The organism is Citrobacter sp. LUTT5, from assembly GCF_009905315.1.
GTDB classification, from domain to species: Bacteria; Pseudomonadota; Gammaproteobacteria; order Enterobacterales; family Enterobacteriaceae; genus Citrobacter; species Citrobacter freundii.
Genome location: NZ_CP047606.1, coordinates 2,408,724 through 2,435,360 on the forward strand (window position 1 = coordinate 2,408,724; position 26,637 = coordinate 2,435,360).

The window sequence follows — 26,637 nt, forward strand, 5'->3', positions numbered from 1 at the left end:
TAACGATATGTAGCTGATATAGACTGAAAGCCTGCTAACTTATTTTGAATGTGATGGTATGTCTCAGCCCTATGGTGCCTTTGAAAACTTACGCAAACACAATGCCGTGCTGCACGAGTCGGTTGCGTTACATTCGGGGATCCAACTGGCTGCCTGGTCAAACAAGCGCGACACCATTACCCAGTATTGCGATCACCACACGCTCAGTTTATACATCGCGGATGGCTACGAGAGTTATCACAAAACGGCGGGAGGCTGGAAGAATGGCGGCGGACCGGATCGTTTTTGCCTGATGCCAAAAGAGAGTGAGTCCAGTTGGGATATTCGCGACGATCTTTCCTTTGTTCATCTCTATTGTACCGACGCTCACCTGCGCGAAGTGGGTGAAAAAGTCTGGGACAAAAGCCCCTATAGCTTCACGCTGGACGAGCATACTTTTGGCAGTGACCCGGGGATCACGGCGGTTTACCGTCAGTTTTTGCTTGGTAACGACTGGCTGCAACCCGCTAATCACCTCACGCTTAGCGCGGCATCTTCACTACTGTTAACGCATCTGATCCAGCATTACAGCAACGTTCAATGGCGGCTTCCCGTTGTCACCGGAGGGCTTGCACCTGCCACCTTGCGTAACGTGCTGGCCTATATTGAAGCACATCTGGCGTATCCCATAACGTTGAGCGATCTGGCTGGTGAAGCAGCGCTAAGCGAATTCCATTTTGCCAGAATGTTTCGCCAGTCGATGAATATGGCGCCGCATCAGTACGTCATGCAACGCCGTATGGCGCTAGCGCAGCAACTGGTCTGTTATTCATCACGCAGCCTGTCGGATATTGCAATGGCCTGCGGATTTAGTTCGGCGAGTCATTTCAGTAACCGGTTTAAACAAGTGACAGGTAAAACACCAACGCAGCTACGCGCGGCGAAATAACGTCAACACTGCGTAGCAAATACCGCCGACAACCAGCCCCCAGAATGCAGACCCAATGCCAAATACCGTCAGACCACTGGCCGTAACCAGAAAAGTCACGATGGCCGCATCGCGTTCAGCTTCATTATGTAAGGCTTGATATAAACTACCGCTAATCGTGCCGAGTAATGCAAGACCAGCAAGCATCTGGATCCAGCTTACGGGCAGGGCTGCCATCAGTCCTGTAACCGAACCGCCAAACACCCCAGCCAGAAGATAGAAGACGCCAGCTGCCGCTGCGGCGAGCCAGCGTCGATTTGCATCCGGATGCGCTTCAGGACTTTGGCAAATTGCGGCGGTTATGGCGGCGATGCAGATGGAATAGACGCCAAAAGGTGAAAATAGCAGCGCCAGTAGACCCGTAAAAACAATCAGAGGGGAAACGGGTAACGAATATCCTGATGCTTTCATGGTCGCAATACCGGGGGCATTTTGCGAAGCCATAGTGACCAGAAATAACGGTAGTGCAATGCTGATACTGTGGGCTAATGAAAAGTGCGGGGTAATAAACGCTGGGATAACCGGTGACAGATTAACATCATTAGTGACAATGTCACCTTTCATCAAGGCGATGGCAATACCCACTAACATCGCAGCGATAACGGCATATCTTGGGGCAATAACTTTTAGCACCAGCCATGCCACCAGCATACTACCGCACAAAATAAGCTCACTGTTCAGGCTATTAAATGCCTGCAAACCAAAACGCAGTAAGATCCCAGCCAACATGGCTGATGCCAGCGAGTGGGGAATGATTTTCATCAGGCGGGCAAATAGTCCGGTTACGCCGCACAGCACAATCAGCGCGTTAGCCACGATAAAAACGCCGATGGCATCCTGAATAGATACCCCGTGCAGGCCCGTCACCAGCAACGCGGCACCGGGCGTTGACCATGCGGTAAGTACAGGAGCGCGATACCACAATGTCAGCACCAGCGTACTGACCCCCATTGCTAACCCCAGAGCGGTCATCCAGCCTGCAATTTGCCCGGTAGTCGCACCTGCGGCGAGTGCCGCTTGCCAGATAATGGCCGCCGAACTGGCATAGCCAACCAGGACCGCCACAAAACCCGATAATACAGTGGGCAGGGGGATGGAGAATGCACGCATATTCACTCCGTGTGCGTTATAACGGTCAATCACTGTAGCACTGTGCGTTATAGCGTACAAGTGCTAAACTGTAGCCCCGAGTATGGAGAGCGACGAAGGAGAAAATGGACAACTTAACCCACTATCTGGCCACAACGCTCAGGACATTACGTCACCAGCGGGAATGGAGCCTTTCGCGTCTGGCGGAGGAAACTGGCGTCTCAAAAGCGATGCTGGGGCAGATTGAACGTAATGAATCCAGTCCAACGGTGGCGACATTGTGGAAAATTGCCACTGGGCTGAACGTCCCGTTTTCAACGTTTATTTCACCACCAGAGTCAGACGGCACGCTAACATTCGATCCCCAGCAGCAGGCAATGGTCGTCACGCCGTTGTTCCCGTGGGATCCTCAACTGTGCTTCGATCATTTTTCGATACTATTGGCGCCCGGCGCGCTCAGTGAATCTACTCCGCATGAGACCGGCGTAATAGAGCACGTGGTGGTGATTAATGGTCTGCTGGATATGTGTATTGAGGGGCAGTGGCGCCCCCTTAAATCTGGTGAGGGTGTCCGTTTCGCCGGAGATATGGCACACAGTTACCGTAACAGCAGCGAACAAACGGTGCACTTTCATTCGCTGATCCATTACCCGCGCAGTTAATCGGGAAAACTATTCCGAAAAGCTGCGCTTGTGACTACAATAGCCGCCATTTTTACCGCTTGTGGATGGTAACAACTGTATGCGCCAGCAGCCTCATCACCTTGAATTGTTAAGCCCGGCTCGGGATACCGCCATTGCGCGCGAAGCCATTTTGCACGGCGCAGACGCCGTTTACATTGGTGGACCGGGTTTTGGCGCGCGTCATAACGCCAGTAATAGCCTGAAAGATATCGCCGAACTGGTGCCTTTCGCCCATCGCTATGGGGCTAAAATCTTTGTGACGCTAAATACTATCTTGCACGATGATGAACTGGAACCCGCGCAGCGGTTAATTACCGATTTGTATCAGACCGGTGTTGATGCTCTGATCGTACAGGATATGGGGATCCTGGAACTGGATATTCCCCCGATTGAACTGCATGCCAGCACCCAATGTGATATTCGTAGCGTTGAGAAGGCGAAATTTCTTGCTGATGTCGGATTCACCCAGATTGTCCTTGCGCGCGAACTGAGCCTTGAGCAAATTAACGCCATCCATCAGGCTACCGATGCGACCATTGAGTTTTTCATTCACGGCGCGCTGTGCGTTGCCTATTCAGGTCAGTGTTATATTTCACATGCGCAAACCGGACGCAGTGCTAACCGTGGCGACTGTTCCCAGGCTTGCCGTCTGCCGTATACCCTGAAAGACGATCAGGGACGCGTGGTGTCCTATGAAAAACACCTGCTGTCGATGAAAGACAACGATCAGACCGCCAACCTCGGCGCATTGATTGACGCAGGTGTGCGTTCCTTCAAAATTGAAGGGCGCTATAAGGACATGAGTTATGTCAAGAATATTACCGCGCATTATCGCCAGATGCTCGATGCCATCATTGAAGAGCGCGGCGACCTGGCCCGTTCATCAGCGGGACGTACCGAACATTTCTTTACCCCATCCACGGAGAAAACCTTCCATCGCGGCAGCACCGATTATTTTGTGAATGCCCGTAAAGGGGATATCGGCGCATTCGACTCACCAAAGTTTATCGGTTTGCCGGTCGGCGAAGTCCTGAAGGTGGCGAAAGATCATCTCGATGTTGAGGTGACAGAACCGCTGGCTAACGGGGATGGCCTGAACGTGTTAATCAAACGTGAGGTTGTTGGATTCCGCGCCAACACCGTGGAAAAAACGGGGAACAATCGTTATCGGGTATGGCCGAATGAAATGCCTGCCGATCTGCACAAAGTGCGTCCGAATCATCCGCTGAATCGCAACCTCGATCATAACTGGCAGCAAGCGTTAACCAAAACCTCCAGTGAACGCCGTGTTGCGATTGATATTGAGCTCGGCGGCTGGCAGGAGCAGTTGATTCTGACGCTCACCAGTGAAGAGGGCGTGAGCATCACCCATACGCTGGATGGCCAGTTTGAGGAAGCGAACAATGCGGAAAAAGCGTTGAGTAACCTACAGGACGGACTGGCAAAACTTGGGCAGACGATGTACTACGCCCGCAATATTCAGGTGAATCTGCCGGGCGCGCTGTTCGTGCCAAACGGTCAACTAAATCAGTTACGACGTGAAGCCGTTGATATGCTGGATACAGCGCGCCTGCAAAGCTATAAGCGCGGTAGCCGCAAACCAGTATCCCAGCCAGCGCCGGTTTATCCGCAAACGCACTTGAGTTTCCTGGCTAACGTCTACAACCAAAAAGCGCGTGAGTTTTATCACCGTTATGGCGTTCAGTTGATTGATGCAGCCTATGAAGCGCATGAAGAAAAGGGCGAAGTACCGGTGATGATCACCAAACATTGCCTGCGCTTCGCCTTTAACCTGTGTCCGAAACAGGCGAAAGGGAATATCAAGAGCTGGAAAGCGACACCAATGCAACTGGTTAACGGCGATGAAGTCCTGACGCTGAAATTTGATTGCCGACCGTGCGAAATGCACGTGATCGGCAAGATGAAACATCACATTCTGAAGATGCCGTTGCCGGGTAGCGTTGTGGCTTCGGTCAGTCCGGAAGAACTAATGAAGACACTGCCGAAGCGTAAAGGTTAATCGTTAGCTCAGATGCGTATCGGGTTTGCGTGATTTTTGCCAGTGATGGTGTTCACGAAGATCGGCGGCGGATTCTTCCGCCGTCACTCGCAGCTCATCGCTGTCGGCCGTGTGTCGTAGTAAATGATCGGCATCCTGCACCTGAAGATATTCATGTCCCTGATTAGTAGCGAAAAGTTGACCGGAAAAAAGCGCGCTGGCCAGCAATAACACTGTTAACCCTTTCTTAAACATCATGCACCCTCTGGTACGTTAGCTGCGGAATTGGCGATAATTTCGCCTGGTGACTATTCAATATTTTAATCGGGATAATGACAATCTCTGTTTTGTCATTTTGATGTTTTTTACATTTTTGTTTAGTCGATGTTGGGATTTGTAACACCCGGGCAGTGCAGCGCTGCCCGGGTGTTATCAGGGAGAGATTCAGGACTTAAATCCGGCGGCCGTCATCAGGAGACGAAAGAACATGCCAACAGCGGCGAGGGCCAGCACGCTGCCGCCCCAGAGGATCACCAGCCACATCAGGCGTTTCCAGATTGTTTGTTGCATCAATGATACCCCTCACCATGTTGAACTTTGCCGCGGAAAACGTAGTAGCTCCAGAAGGTGTACACCAGGATTATCGGGATAATCAGCAGTGCGCCAACCAACATAAAGCCCTGACTTTGCGCCGGAGCCGCCGCTTGCCAGAGCGTAATGGACGGCGGAATGATGTGTGGCCAGATACTGATCCCCAGCCCGCTAAACCCGAGGAAAATCAGCCCCAGTGTCAATACAAAAGGCAGCGTATGGCAGTTATGTTGCCCCAGCGAACGCCACAGCCAGATGCTGATAAGCGCAACCAGCAGCGGAACCGGCATCAGGAACCATAGGTTGGGCAGACTAAACCAACGCTCGGCAATCGCGCTATGCGCCAGTGGTGTCCACAGGCTGATAATGGCAATCACAATCAACATTGCCAGCAGCAGTTTTTTGGCCACGCGACGCATTTTATCCTGCAACGGATTTTCACTTTTCATCACCAGCCATGTCGCACCCAGCAGGGCATAGGCTACAACCAGGCCAACGCCGCAGAACAACGTGAACGGGGTCAACCAGTCGAAAGGACCGCCGCTGTAGCTGCGTCCGGTAACGGAAAATCCGTTGAGTACGGCACCCACCACCACGCCCTGGGTGAATGTCGCCAGGATTGAACCGCTGAGAAAGGCTTTATCCCAGAATGGTCGATGCGCCGGCGTGGCCTTGAAGCGAAACTCAAACGCGACGCCGCGAAAAATCAGGCCGATTAGCATCAGGGTCAACGGGATCGTCAGCGCATCGACAATCACCGCATAGGCCAGCGGGAACGCGCCAAATAACCCGGCCCCGCCCAACACCAGCCAGGTTTCATTCCCATCCCATACGGGAGCGACGCTGTTAACCATCACATCGCGGTCATCAGCGTCCTGAATCGCGGGGAATAAAATGCCAATCCCGAGATCAAAACCGTCCATCACGATATACATCAGCGTGGCGAACACGATAATCACAAACCAGATAACTGATAAATCGATACCCATTAGCGATGAGCCTCCGGTTGAGAATCAAGGACGGCAGCCGAAAGCGGCCGGGCAGGCGTGCCGGTTGGCGGAATTGTTGGGTCATCTTCATGTGGCCCCTTGCGGATCAGGCGTATCATGTAGCTGTAACCCACACCAAACACTGAGCTGTACACCACAAAGAAGGACAGCAGGCTGATGCTCATATGTAAATCACCATGTGCGGAAACCGCATCCGCCGTACGTTGCAGACCGTAAACCACCCACGGTTGACGGCCAACTTCAGTGGTCACCCAACCGGCAAGGATGGCAATCAGACCTGAGGGGCCCATCCACAAGGCAAAGCGCAGGAAAGGGCGCGAGGTGTATAAACGCTGCTTATAGCGCAGCCACAGGGCAAAAGCGCCCAGCAGGATCATCAGCATGCCTAGCCCGGCCATTATGCGAAACGACCAGAACACCATCGTTGAGTTAGGCCTGTCTTCTTTAGGAAACTCTTTTAGTGCCGGGACCTGTTTGTCCAGGCTATGGGTCAGGATCAGACTACCCAGGGCAGGAATTTCCAGCCCATAGCGGGTGCGTTCCTGCTCCATATCCGGCCAGCCAAAGAGTAGTAGCGGGGTTGGTTCGCCGGGCGGATTTTCCCAGTGCCCTTCAATCGCAGCAATTTTTGCCGGCTGATGCTTCAGCGTATTCAAACCGTGCATATCGCCAATCAAAGCCTGCAGCGGGGCGACGATTAACGTCATCCATAGCGCCATTGAGAACATTGCGCGAATAGCCGGGGTGTTATTCCCGCGCAATAAATGCCATGCACCTGACGCTGCAACAAACAACGCGCTGCTGAGGAAAGCGGCAACGGACATATGCAGTAAACGATAAGGGAATGAAGGATTGAAAATAACGGCGAACCAGTCAACGGGAACGACCTGGCCGTTAACTATTTCATAGCCTTGCGGTGTCTGCATCCAGCTGTTAGAGGCGAGGATCCAGAAGGTTGAAATAATGGTACCCAGTGCGACCATGCAGGTGGCAAAGAAGTGAAGCCCTGGGCCAACCCGGTTCCAGCCAAACAGCATTACCCCGAGAAAACCAGCTTCAAGGAAGAAGGCGGTTAACACCTCATAGGTCAGCAGCGGTCCGGTGATGCTACCGGCGAACTCGGAAAAACCACTCCAGTTGGTACCGAACTGATAAGCCATCACCAGCCCGGAAACTACACCCATACCAAAGTTTACGGCGAATATTTTCGACCAGAAATGGTATAGCGAACGCCAGGTGGGATTTTTCGTCTTTAGCCATAACCCCTCAAGTACTGCCAGATAACTGGCGAGGCCGATGGTAATGGCCGGAAAGATGATGTGAAAGGATACCGTAAACGCGAACTGGATCCTCGCCAGGTGAAACGCGTCAAGACCGAACATGCTTAACTCCGCAGGCAAAATTGATTTGGCGCAATTCTAAGCCTGAGAAGCAATGCGGGGCAGAAACAGAACAGTTCTTTTTAACCATAACAGTTGCAGTGCTGTTATAGGTTGTACACGCTGATATGAAATCTGGAAGCTGGATTCCTGTAATTAAATAGCGTCCTCCCCACGTTAGTACTTCTGCAATATTAATAGCAAGGTAATTAAAAGGTAATCATAAATGTTTACTTTGTGTGTATAAAGGTTCTTCTGCTGAATGCCTTCCTTGAATCAAAAATCACCAGGCAAAGAGCTGGCGTTAACGATGTTGTAAAACTGTTAACTATAACAGTTATAAAAAACACCCTGATTATGTAAACTGATATACACAGTGATTGTCACCGACACCGGTAATCAGGATCAAAAATGAAAAAGTACCAGCGACTGGCAGAGCAAATTCGCGATCAAATTGCGTCTGGCGTATGGCAGCCAGGCGATCGCTTGCCTTCCTTGCGTGAGCAAGTGGTCAGCAGCGGAATGAGTTTTATGACCGTCGGACACGCATACCAGTTGCTGGAAAGCCAGGGGCGGATTATCGCCCGGCCGCAGTCTGGTTATTATGTCGCCGCGCGCCCCGAACGTGAACTGGCAGCGCCGCAGGTACAGGTCATGCGCGACGAAGCGGTGGATATCAATACCTATATTTTTGATATGTTGCAGGCCAGCCGGGATGCGTCAGTGATGCCCTTTGCCTCAGCATTCCCCGACCCGCGTTTGTTTCCACTTCAACAGTTGAACCGCTCGTTGGCGCAGGTGAGTAAAACCGCCACCGCCATGAGTGTGATTGAAAACCTGCCGCCGGGGAATGCTGAGCTGCGTCATGCCATTGCCCGTCGCTATGCTCAACAGGGGATGACCATTTCGCCGGACGAAATCGTCATCACCACCGGCGCGCTGGAAGCCCTCAACCTGAGCCTGCAAGCTGTCACTGAACCGGGTGACTGGGTGATTGTCGAAAACCCCTGTTTTTACGGAGCGTTGCAGGCCCTGGAGCGATTACGTCTGAAGGCGCTGTCGGTAGCCACCGACGTTAACGAGGGGATCGATCTTGCCGCGTTGGAGCAGGCGTTGCAGGAGTACCCGGTAAAAGCCTGCTGGTTAATGACCAACAGCCAAAATCCGCTGGGTTTTACGCTCAGCGCAGAGAAAAAGGCGCGTCTGGTTGCCTTGTTGGAAAAATACCACGTAATGCTGATTGAAGATGATGTTTACAGCGAGCTGTACTTTGGCCGCGAAAAACCGCTACCTGCCAAAGCCTGGGATCGCGCCGACAGCGTTCTGCATTGTTCGTCTTTCTCGAAGTGTCTGGTGCCAGGATTTCGTATTGGCTGGGTGGCAGCAGGGAAACATGCCCGGCGTATTCAGCGACTCCAGCTAATGAGTACTTTATCTACCAGTTCGCCCATGCAGCTTGCACTTGTTGATTATCTTTCAACCCGGCGCTATGACGCGCATTTGCGACGCTTGCGTCGGCAGTTGGCGGAACGTAAACAACAGGCCTGGCAAACGCTGCTGCGTCATCTTCCGGCGGAAGTCAAAATTCACCACAACGACAGCGGTTATTTTCTGTGGCTGGAGCTGCCGGAACCGCTTGATGCTGGTGTGCTCAGTACCCATGCGCTGGCACACCACATCAGCATTGCGCCGGGGAAAATGTTCTCGACCTCGGGAAGCTGGACACGTTTTTTTCGTTTTAATACTGCATGGCACTGGGGAGAGCGCGAAGAGCTGGCCGTAAAACAGCTTGGCAAATTAATTCGTGAAATGATGAAATAAACCATAACGCGCTATTCAATATAAATGAATAGCGCATTCTTATTTTCGAAATAGTGAATGCTGAACCACGGTATTATTTATATCAGGTGCGGCCATACAAAATATCAATAGTTAATACTATTGCCACCTCTGCGTCTAACTCCTTGTCTATACTCCAGAAGATTACCCCCAAGGTCAGAGTCTGTAGCGTAATGAGCGTTAGCTCACAACCTGATTAAATTTCCTTGCACCAGCAGGAACGCTTACAACACCCCGACTATTTTTAGAAAAGGACATATATTTACGGCAAGGCTGCCGCTCAATATTTTTTCGACAGGAGTAAGACGTTATGAGCAAGCAACTTGCCCTCAGTAGCCTGTGTGCCTTCAGCATGACGCTGATGACTGCGCAGGCAGCCGAACCCCCCACATCATTAGATAAACCGGAAGGCCGCCTGGATATTATTGCCTGGCCGGGTTATATCGAACGTGGGCAAACCGATAAACAATATGACTGGGTCTCGCAGTTTGAGAAAGATACCGGCTGTGCGGTCAATGTAAAAACGGCGGCCACCTCTGATGAGATGGTCAGCCTGATGGCTAAAGGCGGTTACGACCTGGTAACCGCTTCTGGTGATGCCTCACTGCGCCTGATAATGGGAAAACGCGTTCAGCCGATTAATACTGCGCTGATCCCTAACTGGAAAACCCTTGATCCGCGAGTAGTAAAAGGGGAGTGGTTTAACGTTGGCGGTAAAGTTTACGGTACGCCATACCAGTGGGGACCAAACCTGCTGATGTATAACACCAAAACCTTCCCAACGCCGCCGGACAGCTGGAACGTGGTATTCGTTGAACAAAATCTGCCTGACGGGAAAAGCAATAAAGGTCGCGTTCAGGCTTACGATGGCCCGATCTATATTGCCGACGCCGCATTATTCGTTAAAGCCACCCAGCCGCAGTTGGGTATTACCGACCCCTATCAGCTCACTGAAAAACAGTATCAGGCGGTGATCAAAGTCCTGAGCGATCAGCACGCGTTGATCCATCGCTATTGGCACGATACCACCGTGCAAATGAGCGATTTCAAAAACGAAGGCGTAGTGGCGTCAAGCGCCTGGCCTTATCAGGCTAACGCCTTGAAAGGCGAAGGTCAGCCAATTGCCACGGTCTTCCCAAAAGAGGGGGTTACCGGATGGGCTGATACCACCATGCTGCACAGTGAAGCGAAACACCCGGTTTGCGCTTACAAATGGATGAACTGGTCATTAACCCCGAAAGTACAGGGCGACGTAGCCGCCTGGTTTGGTTCTCTGCCAGTGGTGCCTGAAGGTTGTAAAGCCAGCCCGTTACTGGGTGAAAAAGGCTGTGAAACCAACGGCTATAGCTATTTTGACAAAATTGCCTTCTGGAAAACGCCAATTGCCGAAGGTGGAAAATTCGTTCCTTACAGTCGCTGGACGCAGGATTACATCGCCATTATGGGTGGTCGTTAATTCCGCTGGGGGTTTTATGACGTACGCAGTGGAGTTTCATAACGTCTCGCGTTTGTATGGGGATGTTCGTGCAGTGGATGGGGTGAGTATTGCGATTAACGACGGTGAGTTTTTCTCTATGCTGGGGCCATCCGGCTCCGGCAAGACCACCTGTCTGCGCCTGATTGCCGGGTTTGAGCAACTGTCAGGCGGCGCGATCACTATTTTTGGTAAACAGGCCAGCGAATTACCGCCCTGGGAACGGGACGTCAATACGGTATTTCAGGATTACGCGTTATTCCCGCACATGTCGATCCTCGACAACGTCGCCTATGGGCTGATGGTTAAAGGCATTGATAAAAAACAACGCCACGCGAAAGCACGTGAAGCACTGGATAAGGTCGCACTCGGTTTTGTTTATGAACGTAAACCGTCGCAGCTTTCCGGTGGGCAACGTCAGCGTGTGGCTATTGCCCGGGCGCTGGTCAATGAACCGCGCGTCCTGCTGTTGGATGAACCGCTCGGGGCATTGGATCTCAAACTGCGTGAGCAGATGCAACTGGAGCTGAAAAAATTACAGCAATCCCTTGGCATCACCTTCATCTTTGTCACCCACGATCAGGGTGAAGCCCTGTCGATGTCCGATCGGGTGGCGGTGTTTAATAACGGTCGCATCGAACAGGTGGATTCTCCGCGTGAACTGTACATGCGTCCGCGGACGCCGTTTGTGGCAAGTTTCGTCGGAACGTCAAATGTCTTTGATGCGACGATGTCGGCGAACGTTTGTGGGCTACAGGGGATGTTCTCCCTACGTCCCGAACACATTCGCTTGAATGATGCCGGAGGAGAAGTCCAGGCCCGGGGTGTTATTCAGGCGGTGCAGTATCAGGGGGCGGCGACGCGGTTTGAGCTGAAACTTGCCGGAGGGGAAAAACTGCTGGTTAGCCAGGCGAACCTGACGGGAGAAATGCTACCGTCAACGTTGTCGCCGGGTCAGCAGGTGATGGCATCGTGGTCCCGCGACGTGATGGTACCGCTGGTTGAGGAGAGGTGAATGGCTATGAACGTCTTACATTCGCCTCCACAGTCGACAAGCCTGAACCGGATCTCAGGTTACTTCTGGCGTAATCCGGGGATGGGGCTGTTTTTGCTGCTCCTTGGACCACTGATGTGGTTTGGCATTGTCTACTTCGGCTCATTACTGACGCTGTTGTGGCAAGGTTTTTATACCTTCGACGATTTCACTATGTCGGTCACGCCGGACCTGACGCTGGCGAATTTGCAGGCGCTGTTTAATCCTGCTAACTACGACATCATTTTGCGTACCCTGACGATGGCGGTGGCGGTCACCATTGCCAGCGCGATTCTGGCGTTTCCGATGGCGTGGTATATGGCGCGCTATACCAGCGGCAAAATGAAAGCCTTTTTTTACATTGCCGTAATGTTGCCAATGTGGGCCAGCTACATCGTTAAAGCCTATGCGTGGACGCTGCTGTTAGCTAAAGACGGTGTGGCGCAGTGGTTTTTAACCCATCTTGGGCTGGAGCCGTTACTGCTTTCGTTCCTGACGCTGCCTGCGGTAGGCGGCAATACGTTGTCGACTTCAGGTTTAGGGCGCTTTCTTGTGTTCGTCTACATCTGGCTGCCGTTTATGATCCTGCCGGTACAGGCCGCGCTGGAGAGACTTCCGCCGTCACTGTTACAGGCCTCCGCTGATTTGGGCGCGCGTCCGCGTCAAACCTTCCGCTATGTGGTCCTTCCGCTGGCAATACCCGGTATCGCTGCGGGATCTATCTTTACCTTCTCTCTGACGTTGGGCGACTTTATCGTGCCACAGTTGGTGGGACCACCAGGCTATTTCATCGGCAACATGGTGTATTCGCAACAAGGGGCGATCGGCAATATGCCGATGGCGGCGGCATTTACTCTGGTGCCGATTGTGTTAATCGCACTGTATCTGGCGTTCGTGAAGCGTCTGGGAGCTTTCGATGCACTCTGAACGCGCGCCCTGGTTACTCAAACTGGCGGCATGGGGCGGGGTTATTTTCCTGCACTTTCCCATCCTCATCATCGCCACCTATGCTTTTAATACTGAGGAGGCTGCTTTTAGTTTTCCACCGCAGGGATTAACGCTGAAGTGGTTTAGCGTTGCGGCGCAGCGTAGCGATATCCTGGAGTCTGTGACGTTGTCACTTAAGATCGCTGCGTTGTCGACCGCTATTGCCCTTGTTCTGGGGACGCTGGCCGCGGCCGCGCTGTGGCGTAGGGACTTTTTTGGCAAAAGTGCAATATCGCTGTTGCTACTGTTGCCGATCGCGCTGCCGGGCATTATTACCGGCCTTGCGCTGTTGACGGCGTTTAAAACCATCAACCTGGAACCGGGTTTTCTCACGATCGTAGTGGGCCATGCGACGTTTTGCGTGGTGGTGGTGTTTAACAACGTTGTGGCGCGTTTTCGCCGTACCTCATGGAGTCTGGTTGAAGCGTCTATGGATCTTGGCGCCAACGGCTGGCAAACCTTTCGTTACGTCGTGCTGCCCAATCTGGCATCGGCACTACTGGCGGGCGGGATGCTGGCGTTTGCCTTGTCGTTTGATGAAATCATCGTGACAACGTTCACCGCCGGACATGAAAGAACACTTCCTCTGTGGCTGCTTAATCAATTGGGCCGTCCACGGGATGTGCCGGTCACCAACGTTGTGGCATTGCTGGTAATGCTGGTGACAACACTGCCAATTTTAGGGGCCTGGTGGCTAACGCGTGAAGGCGACACTCTCGCCGGAAACGGTAAATAAACGACGATATGGGAAATTGCTATGCAACATCAATTACTGATTAATGGCGAGCTGGTCAACGGTGAAGGTGAAAAGCAGCCAGTCTATAACCCTGCCACTGGTGAACTCATTCTGGAGATTGCTGAGGCGTCAGCCATGCAGGTTGATGCCGCGGTACGTGCGGCAGACACCGCGTTTGCCACCTGGGGGCAAACCACGCCGAAAGTGCGCTCTGAACTGCTGCTGAAACTGGCGGACGCTATTGCCGATAACGCGCAAACCTTCGCTGAGCTGGAATCACTTAACTGCGGTAAGCCACTGCACTGTGTCCTCAACGATGAAATTCCAGCTATTGTCGACGTTTTCCGCTTCTTTGCCGGGGCTGCTCGAACTCTGCAAGGACAAGCGGCCGGAGAGTATCTGGAAGGGCATACGTCAATGATTCGCCGTGATCCGCTCGGCGTGGTGGCCTCTATTGCACCGTGGAACTATCCGCTGATGATGGCGGCGTGGAAGCTGGGTCCAGCGTTGGCTGCGGGAAACTGTGTGGTGATTAAACCATCAGAAATTACCCCGCTGACGGCGCTTAAATTGGCCGAATTTGCCAAAGATATTTACCCGGCTGGCGTTATCAACGTCCTGTTTGGTCGCGGTAAAACGGTGGGCGATCCGCTGACCGGCCATGAAAAAGTCCGCATGGTTTCTCTGACTGGCTCCATTGCAACCGGTGAACACATTATTCAGCACACCGCGCCGTCAATTAAGCGCACACATATGGAACTGGGCGGCAAAGCTCCGGTGATCATTTTTGATGATGCCGATCTGGATGCGGTAGTGAGCGGCGTGCGGACCTTTGGTTATTACAATGCCGGGCAAGACTGTACCGCCGCTTGTCGAATCTATGCCCAAAAAGGCATTTATGACGCGTTGGTTGAGAAACTCGGCGCCGCGGTTGCCAGCCTGAAAATTGGTGCGCCGAACGACGAATCGACGGAACTGGGACCGGTAAGTTCGCAGGCACATCTTGATCGCGTGACTAAAGCTGTCGATGAGGCCAAAGCCCTGGGGCATATCAAAGTTATCACCGGCGGCAAGAAAGTGGATGGCGCAGGCTACTACTTTGCCCCAACGCTGCTGGCCGGGGCGAAGCAAGAAGATGCCATCGTGCAGCGGGAAGTTTTCGGCCCGGTGGTCAGCGTGACCGTATTTGATGATGAAGACCAGGTGCTGGCGTGGGCAAATGATTCGAAATACGGACTGGCATCTTCCGTCTGGACCCGGGATGTTGGGCGTGCGCATCGCTTTAGCGCTCGCCTGCAATATGGTTGCACTTGGGTCAATACCCATTTCACGCTGGTTAGCGAGATGCCGCACGGTGGGCAAAAACAGTCTGGGTATGGCAAGGATATGTCGGTTTATGGGTTGGAAGATTACACGATTGTTCGCCATGTCATGATCAAGCATGAGTAATCTTTTAAGCGCGAGCGGTAAATGGGGCACGGATAGCTAAATATCGGCAAACGTGTGTCTATACTATTCGCGCCACTGGCCTCGTCGCCATCGGACGGCGGTAAGTTGGAAATATCCGCGAGGTCAGGCTAATTGATAAAATAAAGCCCCAGCATATTGCCGGGGCTTTGTGCTTTCAGGAGCGCCATCGGGTTTATCTGCGGCCCAGGCTGCAAAGCCAGGCGAGTAGGGCACAGACGCTCAGAACTAGCCCCAGTTGTTGCACCATGCCTGCAAATCCCAGCATCATTCCCAGCAACAGGTAATAGCTTAATCCAAACAATGCCCCCGCGGCTCCGGCCTGTTCACGATAATGACGCAGCGCCTGACTCAGCACATTGGGAATGGCGATACCATAGGCAATCACCACGCCGAACACCGGAATCAGGATCCACGCAGAGTGCTGTAAGCACCACGCTACGAGACCTGACAACGCTGCCAGCGCACAGGCATAACGTACCAGTTGTTCCGGCGTCAGACCTGTCGTTAACAGTCTTTGGTTCAGCAGGCTACCCGACAGAGAAGCAAACGCAAGTAGCAACCCCGTCAAGCCAAAGGCTCTGGAGCTCCATCCCAATTGCCCAAAAAGAAACGGCGCCAGGCTGTAATAGCTAAACAGCATGGTGTTCAGTAGAGCAACCAGTATGGCGTTTTTCCACAGCTCATAGTCACGCGCCATGCGGGAGAGTAGCGCAGCAAGCCTTGGTCTGAGCGTATGTTCGGGCCGGGTTTCTGGCAGCATGGTCACGGTCAGCATCAGCAGTAGCAGCGCCAGCAGCACAAGGGCAATAAATACCCCGGTATGACCATACAAACTGACCAACCATCCTCCGCTTAGCAGACCGAAAACCGGACTCAATGCCAACGCGGCACCCATCACAGAAAAGACGCGGGATAGCGCAGTTGATTCATAGCTGTCCCTTAGCATGGTCTGTACCACTACAGATCCGGCAGCAGCTCCAATGGCCGAGACCATCCGTGCCAGCAGCAGAACGCTGAAATCAGTGGCAACAACGGCCATGAGGGAACCCGTGGCGTAGCACAGGAGTCCAGCCATCATTGCCCGGCGTCGCCCGATGCAGTCGCTCAGCCATCCCCACATCGCCACGCCGACGGCGAAGGCAACAAAATAAACGGAGAGTGTTTGAGCCGCGCGCTCACTGCTGACGTGATAAGACGTCGCAATACCTGGCAATGCCGGGCTGTAAATGGTTTCCACCAGTTGTGGAAACATAATCAGGAGTGTGAGAAGCCACAGCGGCGATCGATGAAATGTGTTCATAGCAATATCCAGAGAAACAGAAAACAGGTGGGCATTATTGCTGAAAGGAAAATGTCGCATTACCATTATCAGGACTATAAATGTCAGATATCGGACAGAAGATGAAAATTGCCCCAGATGATGCTTTTGATGCGGACAGCTTTGATAAACCGGTAATCGGGATTGCTTCCGAGATGGGCGTACACGATTCAGGACGGCACAGCCATCTTCGTCATCAGCTACTTTATTCGGCAGCGGGAAGCATTACGATTGAGCTGGAACAGGCGTTGTGTCTGCTACCGCCACGTCGTGCGGTCTGGATCCCAGCCGGTACGGTACATCGCGCCATAATGCGCGGCGTGATGGCTTATCGTTCTTTGTACTTCTCAACCACGTTGCCGTTATCTGATTTACCGCTGCAGATAGTCGACGTTAACCCTCTCTTTTTTGAGGTGATAGAACGTATGTCTTTCTGGTCATGGGAGATGCCTGCCGCGCAGCAGACCAGTCTCATCACCGTATTTTGTGAGGAAATGCGTGCCGCCCACAGTGAAAACTGGACATTGCAGTATCCCTCAGATCCGCGGCTTAACGTGTGGCTTGAAGGATTACGCATGGGCGAACTGCCACCACGACTGAATCAATTGTCCCGACAGGTTGGGGCATGCGAAAGGACAATAGGTCGAATATTTATCAGGGATACCGGGATGAATTATCAGGACTGGCGGCAGCAATTTAGGCTGTTAAAAGCCATGGAGATGTTGGCTGACGGATGCCATATCAGCCAGGTCGCGCAATATCTGGAGTTTGTCAGCGACAGTGCTTTTATTGCTTTCTTCCATCAGCATACCGGCACAACACCAGGCCGTTATTCGGGCAATATAATGCCGCAGAAGGATTAGGGGTATTACATACTAAGGATAATTTACCCGGCAGTGCGAGAATGGGAAAATAGTTTACTAATGGCAGAGAGAAGTCCCTCTCTGCCAACGGACGCTGCAATTAATCAAACAAGAACCACATCAAGCAAACCAGCCGAACCTTGCGGAAATCAGACTGAAAAGTCCTACAGCAGCAAATATATTTATCAGCACCACCGTTTTACTGGAAACATTCATTTGTGCCACCTTTCGTTTTAACCCATATGGGTATAGTACGGGTTATAACTATCCGCAATAGTACGAATTCTGAACATAATGAAAATGGGTTGTTTTACAGCCACTTTTCTTAAATTAATTAATAAAACTTGATGTGGGTCATGAAAAAGAGCATATTGCGCGCGATTTCACCTTTCGGCCCGGATGCCTTACATGTCTCTGTACCAAAAAATGTTGGTTTTTTATGCGGTGATTGCCGTTATCACGGCAATCATCACCTGGTTTCTTTCCCGCGATAAAAAGCGAATTCGCTTTCTCAGCGCGGTATTAGTCGGTGCGACCTGGCCGATGAGTTTTCCCGTCGCGTTAATGTTCTCTCTCTTCTGATGACGGCGTAAACGCAGCTTCAGGCGGAAAGCAGGGCATCCAATCGCTTTTTGTCGACTTCGCTGACATCCTGTGGATGCTGATACCCCACGTTCTCATTCGCACGGGTATACAAAGCGACCAGCCAGTCGTATACGTAGCGGCTTGCGCCGTGCGAAGGTTGTTCATCCAGCTTCGTCAGGCGTAACATCGGCTGTTGCTTCGGCGCGCTAAAAATAGCCGATCCTTTCTGGATCCTGCTGGCAGGGCGCTGCTCCTCTGCAACGTCGGCAAATCCAAGCCAAGTAATAAAATCACCGATATCGGCGTATAGCTGCGCGGCACAGACGTTTTCGCGCTGCATAATGCGCTGTAAGCGTTGCGGCATCTCCAGGCGATAGCTGGTGGTGACGAGGATGTCAGCAACCTGCCTTAACGTACGGGGATCGAGTCGTAAACGGCGGGCATTATTTTCATCGCGACACCACTGGCGCACGTGGTTAATCCACATTTTGTGTGCCTGATATCCGGTCTCCTGGCTTTCCGGTGAGTGCATTGTGTCACGCACCTCGGCAAACAGGTCAATCTCTTCATTAAATAAACCACTTACCTGCTCCTCGCGCGGTTGCTGAATACGCAGCAGCGACTCAAAAATGCGCATCGGCGGGAGCAAACCATCCAGCAGTTCGCCATGCTTTGCCGCCTGAGCCTGTAGCTGGCGGATCACTGACTCATTGCTTGCCGATTCGGTCTCAACGGGATTAATCCAGCCTATTAGGGTTTCGCGTACGCGCTGCTGGTGCTGTTCACGCAGGGAGGTCAGCCTGGCCTGGCGCTGCTGTGGTGAGGTTGCCTGAGTCAACCATTCGACGAGGCGTTGTAAGCTGTGTTTATCCAGCGCCTGCAGCGTGCCCCAGTGCAGTCCGGGTTTACCCATTAATTGCTGCACGGATTCGTCAAGATTTTGCTGGGTACTAAAACGCGCATCCTGCGGGGTAATGGCCCAGACCACGCCTGGCAATGCGGCGTCGTGGACGGGTTGAGTATCGTTAACCCAGCGCAATAGCTTGCGGGTGATGGCGGGCGTCTGGGCGCGGGTAGAGACAGCGTTGCAGATTAAGAGCACATCCGGTTGCAGGTGCTGGCGATAATGTTCCAGCATCCAGCCTAATTTTGCCTGCCACAGTGGATGCGGATGAGTATCCGGGGCGAGGGGAATATCGAGCAGATCGACATTCTCCAGCACTGCGTCTTCAACCGTCAGGACCAGTTCGCGCGTGAGCAGCGCCAGTGACGACAAAGAAAGGCTAACTGCATTGAGCAACTGATGATTTTCAATCGGATGAACCACCACATCGCTTTGCGCCTCATTATTGCCGGTCAATGCCACCTGGGTCAGGAAACTTTCGGCAGGTAAACCAAAATGATCAACCAGCAGACTCAGCGGGGCCGCTAATTCTTGCGCGTGTCCGGTTTGTTGCAACGTGTGCGCCAGCGTCAGCCACTGCTGCGTCAGCTCTGGTTGTTCTCCCCACAGTAGTGCCCAAGCGTTTGCCCGGGTAGTCAGATCCAGTGCGGGCAGCAACGTGGCAAACTGGTGCCATAGCGCATCGTCAATTTGCTGCTGGTTTGCCGGTACGCAGGAGCGCCAGAAACGACCGATTGCCGCAACATCATGTGCGGTAATGCCCGGCACAGGGTGACGCTGACGCAGCGTTTGCCATTTTTCCAGGCGCGCCTCAATAATCGATTTCTCGACCTGCCGGTTATCCGGGAGCGCGCTGAACTGGGCGATAAATAGCTGTACCAGTTCCGCTTCACTGAGTAACCGCAGACGCAACGGCCATTCGCTATCATGCGGATTTTCATCGCGCGTAAAGCGGATCGCCATATTGGTTGGCGCATGGCCAGGATTAATATGCGAGAAATAATCAAAGCTGCGATCCGGGGTAACAATATTCACTTTGCCAGTGGCATTGCTGCACAATGCCGCAAGCAGATGTGCTTTTGCCGATTGTGAATGTCCGTATAACCCTATACATCCTTGCGATGAAAAGGTTGTCTCCAGCGCAGATTCACTCACTGCGGCTAGCGTAAGCTGTGCCAGCAGGGCATCCGCTTCATCATCAAGACGAGCCGCACGTTGACGGGTATCTACCACCCACTCGATGGCGGCCTGCGCGGTATTAAACATCTTACTCATTTCAGGTACACGCTCCCGCTATCGATCCAGTAATGGCTTCCGCTATGGCGACGGTCTGCCAGCGTATTCAGTTTTAACGTTAAGGCATTGGCGGCAACGGGGGTGCCATCCTGTAACCAGGCATCGCTCAGGACGAAGAATTCTGGGCCACTTTCTTTGCTGCCGCCGCGTAGCTGCAGCCGTACATTCAACACGCCATCTCCGGCGATGTTTTTTGCCAGTTCGGCGGAATTTATGCTGAGCGTATACAGCGGCGTGGCAGGCCAGCGGCTGTTTGCCAGTTGCCGAAATCCTAACGTCACGTTGCCACGTAACGGGAAGTGCAACCGGGCATCCAGCTTCGCACCGGGTTTATCCAGATCAATATCGTGATACCAGATGTTCTCATCGCGCAGGGTATTGACCGTGTTATCCAGTACGCCAAGATAACGTACGGTCGAGTAAGCGCCGATATCGGCAGCTTTAAAGTTAAAACGCGGCAAACGCAAATCCAGCGCCAGGCTGCACAGCATGGCGCCGACTGCCGCGGTGGATTTGGGATTACCAATCCGCCCTTGTTGGCTGAACGGATACCACTCATGCACGCGGTAGTTATCCATCCAGATCATACGGTTAACCGGAACAGGTTGCAGATGGCGGATCAACGCCTGTACGCCCGGTAAACAGGCGGGCCTGCCGGTCACTAATAAAATATCGCAGCGATAATGTGAAATAGCCTCACAAACCGCGTGCAGCGGGGAAGTCAGGGTAAATTGCCCCGCTAACAGAGCTTCTTGTAACTGCCTGAACTGTACCTGCAACGGCACGCTCAGAACATCAAATGCTGGCGAACCTGCTGGCAACGCATGGTCGATAGCCTGCTGGATGTAGTTCATCACGTTGCGCGTTGGTCGTTGGCTCAGGAGTTCTCCGAATGTGGCATGCAGACCAGCGACCGGATCGTTAATATCGCTTTGTTCCCAGGCACTGAGTACCGCATGACCGAGTGGCATAAAGAGCTGCAATGCCGTTTGTTGACGCAAAATCGCCTGGGTATCGATACGACCGGAATCGCCAAACAGCGTGGCCAGCAATGCAGCGGCATCGGTCACGCCAGCTTGTTGTAAGCGGGTTTGCAGCGCAGGCAACACGCAACGCTGAATCACGTCCAGAAGCATGTCATCGCCTGCCACCTTAAAACCCTCACGGAACAGCAAATGCGGGGTAATTTTAACGTTCGCGCCGACGCCGTCATCAAGCTGATAATGGACGACGGCCATATCCGTTGTCCCGCCGCCAATGTCGATCGATGCCACGCGCAGCGCCCGACCTTTAGTCTCACCGGGTTCCGGCAAACGGTCCGGGCGGGCAAGGGCGTTAAAGAATGATTCGGTGTGGCCATCGTAGTGAGAGATAGCCTCGTTATACAGCCACACCAGTTGCCCGCAGCTGGCTTCATCCCATTCCATCTGAATTCCAGGTACGGGAACCACACTCTTTTCCTGCTGTTTACGGGTAGTGAAGTCTTCATCCTGCGGGTGCCAGCCCATTGCTTTCCAGACCAGGGCAATAGCTTCAAACATGCGCAGGCGGAAAATCTCGCGCTCCTGTTTGGGCATCGCCGACGGTAGGGTCAGGATCAGCGTCCGTAACTGACGAGGAGATGCCGGGAATCCGAGGCGCAACCGCGTCGCTACGCTGTTAATTTGCCCCAGCGCTTGGGCCAGTATTTCGCATAACATATGCGTCATCAGCGTGCTGCGGCTGTATTGCGGTGAGAATACCGGCAGACGATCGTCCTGCGGCAGGCTGAACAGCGGTTGCCCGTCATCGTTCATCAGGTTCATCAGCGGGAAGGCGGTAGCCAGCGGCTCGCGCTGGGTTTTGCCATTCATCTGGCTAAAGCGCCAGTCATGTAACACCGGCGTTTCATCCCACAGATAACGGCGCGGGCTGGAGATCCCACTATTGCCCTCGGTGCCCATACGCTGCATCGCCAGCTTACGGGCTTCATCACCCACACGCACAATCGACGGCCAGATAAAGGCGTCATCACGTCCGCTCTCAACGGAAAAATGCTGCTTACCAAAGCGCGCTTCGGAAAACTCCAGCCGGCTGGTGAACAGCGGATCGTTGAGGAACTGCGGCTCGCTTAACGAACGGACCTGCAATTCAGCGGTCTGACGCAGCCCGTCATTGGCATCCCCGTGATCTTCAATCAGGACGCCACAGGTATGGGTATTACCGATATCTAAAATAAGATCGACGGGAATAGCGGGTGTGCTAAGGGTATGCGTAACCAGTTTCACTTCCGGGACAGAAAGCTGCTCGCCTAACAGAGTCAGCACATTCAGCCAGTGCGCCTGGTATTCAAAGTTACGCAGCGCCAGCTGGATCTCTTGTTCTGAGCGATTCTCATGTTGGGTGACATGGTGCATAAAAGATTCGCGCAACCAGCCGTCAATCCAGGTCTGGTCAAGGAAATCAGCAATTTCATTGTCATGCCAGGCCAGCGCGAATCGTGTCCCGTTGAGCAGGTCGTTTTCATTAGGCGTTAACGCTGCAGGGGCATTTTCAGTGAGCTGGCTATCCAGCGCCACGGTAACGCGGTGGGTGTTGCCCGCGCTGTCGGGTTGCGCCAGTTTTCGTACCTGCACGCGCGCCCAGTTATCCGGGCCTTCAACAAACGTGCGCGGTGGGTTAAAGCGCAGAAACGGCAGCGGCAGCCAGACACCGTCGAGGACATCCAGCGAATAATGCAGCGTCTGGGTACTTTCCGGCTTCACCACTTCGGGCTGACCGCCAGTGCTGCCAGGCAAGGTATAGCGACCCGTTGCCAGATCGAAATCCAGCCGTAGCAGGGGACCGTTTGCCGTTTTGCGCACAAAGCGGCCATGGTGCGCAGATTCCTGCGGCGTCAGGCCAAAATCCAGAAATTGAACACCGCTATTGGCGATGAGCGTCACGCTCTGCTTGTAATCACACAGATTCACCAACATAGAATCAGGCACCTATCTTTTTGATTGTCAGAGGGATTTCCGCGTGATCGTCATAACGCGCGGTACAGGCGGCGACGTCGTTGGTTCCCGCTTTGCAGGTAATTTCAGGCATCGGATAACGTGACCCGTCTGTACAACGGGCATTGCCGCGACTCTTAATCATTAATTCACCCGACTGGTGCAAACCGGAGAAAATCTCGGCACGACAAACAATATTGTCACCATGAACCACACGAGCAGTGCCTTTATTGGCCTGGATCTGATAGCGCAGCGACGGCGCTTTGCCGCTCACCGGATCTTTAACATCGACCAGGACGCGCCAGTTACCATTGAGGAAACGCGTCGTTCCTGCCTTCATCTGATTGGCATCCATCACCAGCGCATCTTTTGGAATCGCGGCGATCACCACCGGTCCTTCTACAGGTTTCTCTTTCTTCGCAACTGGAGTCACTTCAGCACGATGCAAAGGCAGAGCAGATGCCAGTGCTGGCAGCGGTGCCATATCAATCTTTGCGACTTCAACAGCGGCGGCTGCGGGTACGGGCTGGGTGGTCTGTTGCTTCCACAGCAGCGGCCCAACGATGGCGGCAATGATGACTGCGGCAACGGGCAGGCTCCACAGCGGCAGGCGGCGCGCAGGTTTCTCTTGTGCCAGCGGCGGTGTAACCTCCGGTTCGTTAACTATAACCGGTGGCTGTGGCTCAGGTTCAGCCGGTTTAGCCAGCTCGACGACTGGCGTCAATAAAGGCGCATCAGCCTCGGCGAAGGTGATTTCCGGGGGGATTTCTTCTTCCTGTTCCGGCTCTGCTACGGTAACGACAGGAGGAATATCGGCAAGTCGCAGGCAATCGAGCACATCGTCGCGGGGATTTTCATTCAGATTGACGAAGCCCCAGAACGTAATAACGGGTTTGCCATCAACCAGAAACACGTGGTTTTCACCGGGAAACTGGATGGCTTTTTCGAGCAGAGAGCCAAACAGCTGTAGGGAGGTTTTTCCCGACTGCAGGCTTTTACGGCTCAGAGCCGCCGCATTTTCCAGCGTGCTTCCCAGATAGCGCAGTGCACGAAAACGTGCTTCTTCATCAGCGGCTTTCCACGCCACGGCTTTCCCTTCTATCGGGGAATACCAGTCAACCCGATCGCCGTTGTCGTTAATTTGTGGGATCGCCAAACAATCCACCATCGCCTGCTGTTTACGCAGACGAAGCGTTTCACGAATTTGCAATGCTGAATCAAAAACGGCCTGGCCACCGCCGCCCACGGCCTGATAGTCATCCAAATTGCCGCTGCGCAAGAGAGTTTTTGCCACGTTGTTACCCCTTAGACTTCTTCACGTATCTACTTTACGTTTTATAAAAACGAGCAAACGGAGAAAGAGAGGCAAAAAGGGGCTAATTTTCATGGCATAGAGTGCCGGGAAAAATCTTGACGTTTTGAAAAAGACTTAAGGGAAATTAATTCGCTTAGGGTGATGAATTATTCAGCGAAATACACCGGATTAGAATAACCTGATAGTGATTTGTTATTGGTCAGTTTTTGTCAGCTATGCTCTGATATCTCGGTTAATAATAAAATAAGAAGGCTTATAACCATGATTGCAAGGAAAACGTTACTCGCGCTGGCTATCAGCACCGTCATACCGTCAGGCGTTGCGTTCGCGGCCAATACTGACACCATCATCTATTGTTCTGAAGCATCGCCGGAGTCATTTAACCCGCAAATTGCCAGTTCCGGTCCCTCATTTGTGGCCAGTTCACAAGTGCTCTACAACCGACTCATCAACTTTGATCCGGTAAAGAATACCCCGGTACCATCTCTGGCAACGGACTGGACGATTTCTCCCGACGGTAAGACTTACACCTTTACCCTGCGTCAAGGCGTGAAATTCAACAGTAATAAATTCTTTAAACCGACCCGCGACTTCAACGCTGACGACGTGATTTTCTCGGTATTACGGCAGAAGGATGCCGATCATCCGTATCACAAGGTTTCTCAGGGAAGCTATGAATACTTTAACGATGTCGGTCTGGATAAACTGATTAAAGAAGTTAAGAAGCTCGATGATTATCACGTTCAGTTTGTCCTGAATGAACCTAACGCTGCGTTTCTTGCCGACTGGGGAATGGATTTTGCCTCGATTCTCTCTGCGGAATATGCCGACGCGATGCTGAAAAAAGGTACACCGGAAAACGTCGACAACTGGCCTATTGGCACCGGGCCTTACGTGCTGCAGCAGTACAAGCAGGACTCGCAAATCCGCTATCTTGCCAACCCTAACTACTGGGATGGCGCCGTTCCAACGAAACACCTGATCTTCTCAATCACGCCAAACGTCCAGACGCGGCTGGCAAAACTGCAAACCAATGAATGCCAGATAATCCCAGCACCTGCGCCCGTACAGTTTGACGAGATTAAAAAGAATAAAGATTTGACGCTGCATTCGGTTGACGCGCTGAACGTTGGATATCTGGCGTTTAATACCGAGAAAAAACCGTTTGATAACGTACTGGTGCGTCAGGCTTTGAACTACGCAACGGACAAAAAGGCCATTATTAACGCTGTCTTTTTAGGGTCTGGTACGGTGGCAAAATCACCGATTCCGCCGAATATGCTGGGGTTCAATAAAGATCTGCAGGATTACGCTTACGACCCGCAAAAAGCGAAAGACCTTCTGAAGCAGGCAGGGCTGGAAAATGGCTTTGAAGCGACGTTGTGGTCAATGCCGGTCCAGCGCCCATACAACCCGAACTCCCGACGGATTGCCGAGATGATCCAGAGCGACTGGGCAAAGGTGGGCGTGAAGGCGAAAATTGTATCGTATGAGTGGGGTGAATATCTCTCCGGAATGCGTAAAGGTGAGCATGACACCGCGTTGTTTGGCTGGATGTCAGACAACGGCGATCCGGATAACTTCGCGGATGTGCTGCTGGGCTGCGACAGCATAAAAACCGGATCTAACGCCGCGCGCTGGTGCGATAAAGAGTATAATTCGCTGGTTGAAAAGGCGAAACTGGTGAGCAAACCGGAAGAGCGCGCCGCGCTTTACCAGCAGTCACAAGAGATTTTCTACCAGCAGGCTCCTTGGATAGCCCTGGCAAACGGTAAAACGTTCTACGCTACGCGTAGCAACGTCAGCGGATACAGCGTTAGCCTGATGGGCAGTGATTTTTCAAAAGCAAAATTAAATTAATGAGTTAAGGAGAGGTTATGTCGCATCTGGATGAGGTCAGCGCACGTGTTGATGCCGCCATTGAGGAGAGCGTCATTACGCATATGAATGAATTGCTGATTGAGCTCAGCGATGATGTCGCGTTGAGCCGGGAAGACCGCTATACCCAGCAACAGCGTTTGCGTACGGCTATCGCCCATCATGGCCGTCAGCATAAAGAAGATATGGAAGCCCGTCGCGAACAGTTGACCAAAGGCGGCACTATTCTTTGATATTTCCTCGCCG

At 52.7% G+C, this 26,637-nt stretch carries 23 protein-coding genes; 13 read left to right on the top strand and 10 right to left on the bottom strand.

Annotated elements, in window-relative coordinates:
- Positions 1–58: 58 nt before the first annotated feature.
- Complete coding sequence (locus GUC46_RS11530) at positions 59–928, top strand: AraC family transcriptional regulator (protein ID WP_003836123.1); 870 nt, start codon at positions 59–61, stop codon at positions 926–928.
- Here GUC46_RS11530 and GUC46_RS11535 read toward each other — a convergent pair.
- Positions 911–2,077, bottom strand: coding sequence for a benzoate/H(+) symporter BenE family transporter (locus tag GUC46_RS11535; protein ID WP_003020244.1), 1,167 nt, complete (start codon positions 2,075–2,077; stop codon positions 911–913). The genes GUC46_RS11530 and GUC46_RS11535 overlap by 18 nt on opposite strands.
- A 104-nt stretch (positions 2,078–2,181) precedes the next feature.
- On the opposite strand from GUC46_RS11535, the gene GUC46_RS11540 reads away from it, so the two are divergent.
- Positions 2,182–2,718 carry a helix-turn-helix domain-containing protein gene (locus tag GUC46_RS11540; RefSeq protein ID WP_060854898.1) on the top strand — a complete coding sequence of 179 codons (537 nt, stop codon included), beginning with the start codon at positions 2,182–2,184 and terminating at the stop codon, positions 2,716–2,718.
- A 79-nt stretch (positions 2,719–2,797) separates the two neighbouring features.
- Positions 2,798–4,759 carry a U32 family peptidase gene (locus tag GUC46_RS11545; RefSeq protein ID WP_130714630.1) on the top strand — a complete coding sequence of 654 codons (1,962 nt, stop codon included), beginning with the start codon at positions 2,798–2,800 and terminating at the stop codon, positions 4,757–4,759.
- A 3-nt stretch (positions 4,760–4,762) separates the two neighbouring features.
- Here the strand turns inward: GUC46_RS11545 and GUC46_RS11550 are convergent, their stop codons facing one another.
- The 4 genes from GUC46_RS11550 to GUC46_RS11565 all read right to left on the bottom strand — a co-directional run bounded on the left by GUC46_RS11550 (position 4,763) and on the right by GUC46_RS11565 (position 7,721).
- Complete coding sequence (locus GUC46_RS11550; RefSeq protein ID WP_003020233.1) at positions 4,763–4,993, bottom strand: DUF2554 family protein; 231 nt, start codon at positions 4,991–4,993, stop codon at positions 4,763–4,765.
- Between the two features lie 189 nt (positions 4,994–5,182).
- Positions 5,183–5,308 (bottom strand): DUF2474 domain-containing protein, encoded by a 126-nt coding sequence (locus GUC46_RS11555; RefSeq protein WP_003020230.1) that lies wholly within the window; start codon positions 5,306–5,308, stop codon positions 5,183–5,185.
- On the bottom strand, positions 5,308–6,318 hold the full coding sequence (cydB, locus tag GUC46_RS11560) for a cytochrome d ubiquinol oxidase subunit II (RefSeq protein WP_003020227.1): 1,011 nt from the start codon (positions 6,316–6,318) through the stop codon (positions 5,308–5,310). Before cydB ends, GUC46_RS11555 begins: the two co-directional genes overlap by 1 nt.
- A complete protein-coding gene (locus GUC46_RS11565; RefSeq protein ID WP_003020224.1) occupies positions 6,318–7,721 on the bottom strand; it encodes a cytochrome ubiquinol oxidase subunit I in 1,404 nt (467 codons plus the stop codon). The genes cydB and GUC46_RS11565 overlap by 1 nt, the downstream gene beginning before the upstream one ends.
- A gap of 408 nt (positions 7,722–8,129) precedes the next feature.
- On the opposite strand from GUC46_RS11565, the gene GUC46_RS11570 reads away from it, so the two are divergent.
- From GUC46_RS11570 to patD, 6 genes are all read left to right on the top strand, one after another.
- Positions 8,130–9,539: a PLP-dependent aminotransferase family protein gene (locus GUC46_RS11570; protein ID WP_003836140.1), complete on the top strand. Its 1,410-nt coding sequence runs from the start codon at positions 8,130–8,132 to the stop codon at positions 9,537–9,539.
- A gap of 328 nt (positions 9,540–9,867) precedes the next feature.
- The gene (gene ydcS, locus GUC46_RS11575) at positions 9,868–11,013 is read left to right on the top strand and encodes a putative ABC transporter substrate-binding protein YdcS (RefSeq protein WP_003020212.1); all 1,146 of its coding nucleotides are present in this window, start codon (positions 9,868–9,870) and stop codon (positions 11,011–11,013) included.
- A gap of 16 nt (positions 11,014–11,029) precedes the next feature.
- Positions 11,030–12,046 carry an ABC transporter ATP-binding protein gene (locus tag GUC46_RS11580; protein ID WP_003020210.1) on the top strand — a complete coding sequence of 339 codons (1,017 nt, stop codon included), beginning with the start codon at positions 11,030–11,032 and terminating at the stop codon, positions 12,044–12,046.
- The gene (locus tag GUC46_RS11585; protein ID WP_003843727.1) at positions 12,047–12,991 is read left to right on the top strand and encodes an ABC transporter permease; all 945 of its coding nucleotides are present in this window, start codon (positions 12,047–12,049) and stop codon (positions 12,989–12,991) included.
- Positions 12,981–13,787: an ABC transporter permease gene (locus GUC46_RS11590; protein ID WP_003020204.1), complete on the top strand. Its 807-nt coding sequence runs from the start codon at positions 12,981–12,983 to the stop codon at positions 13,785–13,787. The genes GUC46_RS11585 and GUC46_RS11590 overlap by 11 nt, the downstream gene beginning before the upstream one ends.
- Positions 13,788–13,808: 21 nt before the next feature.
- Positions 13,809–15,236, top strand: coding sequence for an aminobutyraldehyde dehydrogenase (patD, locus tag GUC46_RS11595; protein ID WP_138828553.1), 1,428 nt, complete (start codon positions 13,809–13,811; stop codon positions 15,234–15,236).
- 193 nt (positions 15,237–15,429) lie between these two features.
- Here the strand turns inward: patD and GUC46_RS11600 are convergent, their stop codons facing one another.
- On the bottom strand, positions 15,430–16,557 hold the full coding sequence (locus tag GUC46_RS11600) for a multidrug effflux MFS transporter (protein ID WP_160180202.1): 1,128 nt from the start codon (positions 16,555–16,557) through the stop codon (positions 15,430–15,432).
- A gap of 101 nt (positions 16,558–16,658) precedes the next feature.
- Here GUC46_RS11600 and GUC46_RS11605 point away from each other — a divergent pair, with 101 nt between their 5' ends.
- Positions 16,659–17,438, top strand: coding sequence for a helix-turn-helix domain-containing protein (locus GUC46_RS11605; RefSeq protein ID WP_032939116.1), 780 nt, complete (start codon positions 16,659–16,661; stop codon positions 17,436–17,438).
- Between the two features lie 120 nt (positions 17,439–17,558).
- On the opposite strand, the gene yncL is transcribed toward GUC46_RS11605, so the two are convergent.
- Positions 17,559–17,654, bottom strand: coding sequence for a stress response membrane protein YncL (gene yncL, locus GUC46_RS11610; protein WP_071524268.1), 96 nt, complete (start codon positions 17,652–17,654; stop codon positions 17,559–17,561).
- A 192-nt stretch (positions 17,655–17,846) separates the two neighbouring features.
- On the opposite strand from yncL, the gene GUC46_RS11615 reads away from it, so the two are divergent.
- Complete coding sequence (locus tag GUC46_RS11615) at positions 17,847–18,020, top strand: GhoT/OrtT family toxin (protein WP_130714634.1); 174 nt, start codon at positions 17,847–17,849, stop codon at positions 18,018–18,020.
- A 19-nt stretch (positions 18,021–18,039) separates the two neighbouring features.
- Here the strand turns inward: GUC46_RS11615 and GUC46_RS11620 are convergent, their stop codons facing one another.
- The 3 genes from GUC46_RS11620 to GUC46_RS11630 are packed head-to-tail and all read right to left on the bottom strand — an operon-like array spanning position 18,040 to position 24,492.
- Positions 18,040–20,202: a virulence factor SrfC family protein gene (locus GUC46_RS11620; protein WP_130714635.1), complete on the bottom strand. Its 2,163-nt coding sequence runs from the start codon at positions 20,200–20,202 to the stop codon at positions 18,040–18,042.
- Complete coding sequence (locus GUC46_RS11625; protein WP_160180204.1) at positions 20,199–23,180, bottom strand: virulence factor SrfB; 2,982 nt, start codon at positions 23,178–23,180, stop codon at positions 20,199–20,201. Before GUC46_RS11625 ends, GUC46_RS11620 begins: the two co-directional genes overlap by 4 nt.
- Before the next feature lie 4 nt (positions 23,181–23,184).
- Complete coding sequence (locus GUC46_RS11630) at positions 23,185–24,492, bottom strand: SrfA family protein (RefSeq protein ID WP_044710808.1); 1,308 nt, start codon at positions 24,490–24,492, stop codon at positions 23,185–23,187.
- A 282-nt stretch (positions 24,493–24,774) separates the two neighbouring features.
- Between GUC46_RS11630 and GUC46_RS11635 the strand changes: the two genes are divergently transcribed.
- Positions 24,775–26,373 carry an ABC transporter substrate-binding protein gene (locus GUC46_RS11635; RefSeq protein ID WP_049000770.1) on the top strand — a complete coding sequence of 533 codons (1,599 nt, stop codon included), beginning with the start codon at positions 24,775–24,777 and terminating at the stop codon, positions 26,371–26,373.
- A 17-nt stretch (positions 26,374–26,390) separates the two neighbouring features.
- Complete coding sequence (locus tag GUC46_RS11640; protein ID WP_003020183.1) at positions 26,391–26,624, top strand: YdcY family protein; 234 nt, start codon at positions 26,391–26,393, stop codon at positions 26,622–26,624.
- Positions 26,625–26,637 lie beyond the last annotated feature (13 nt).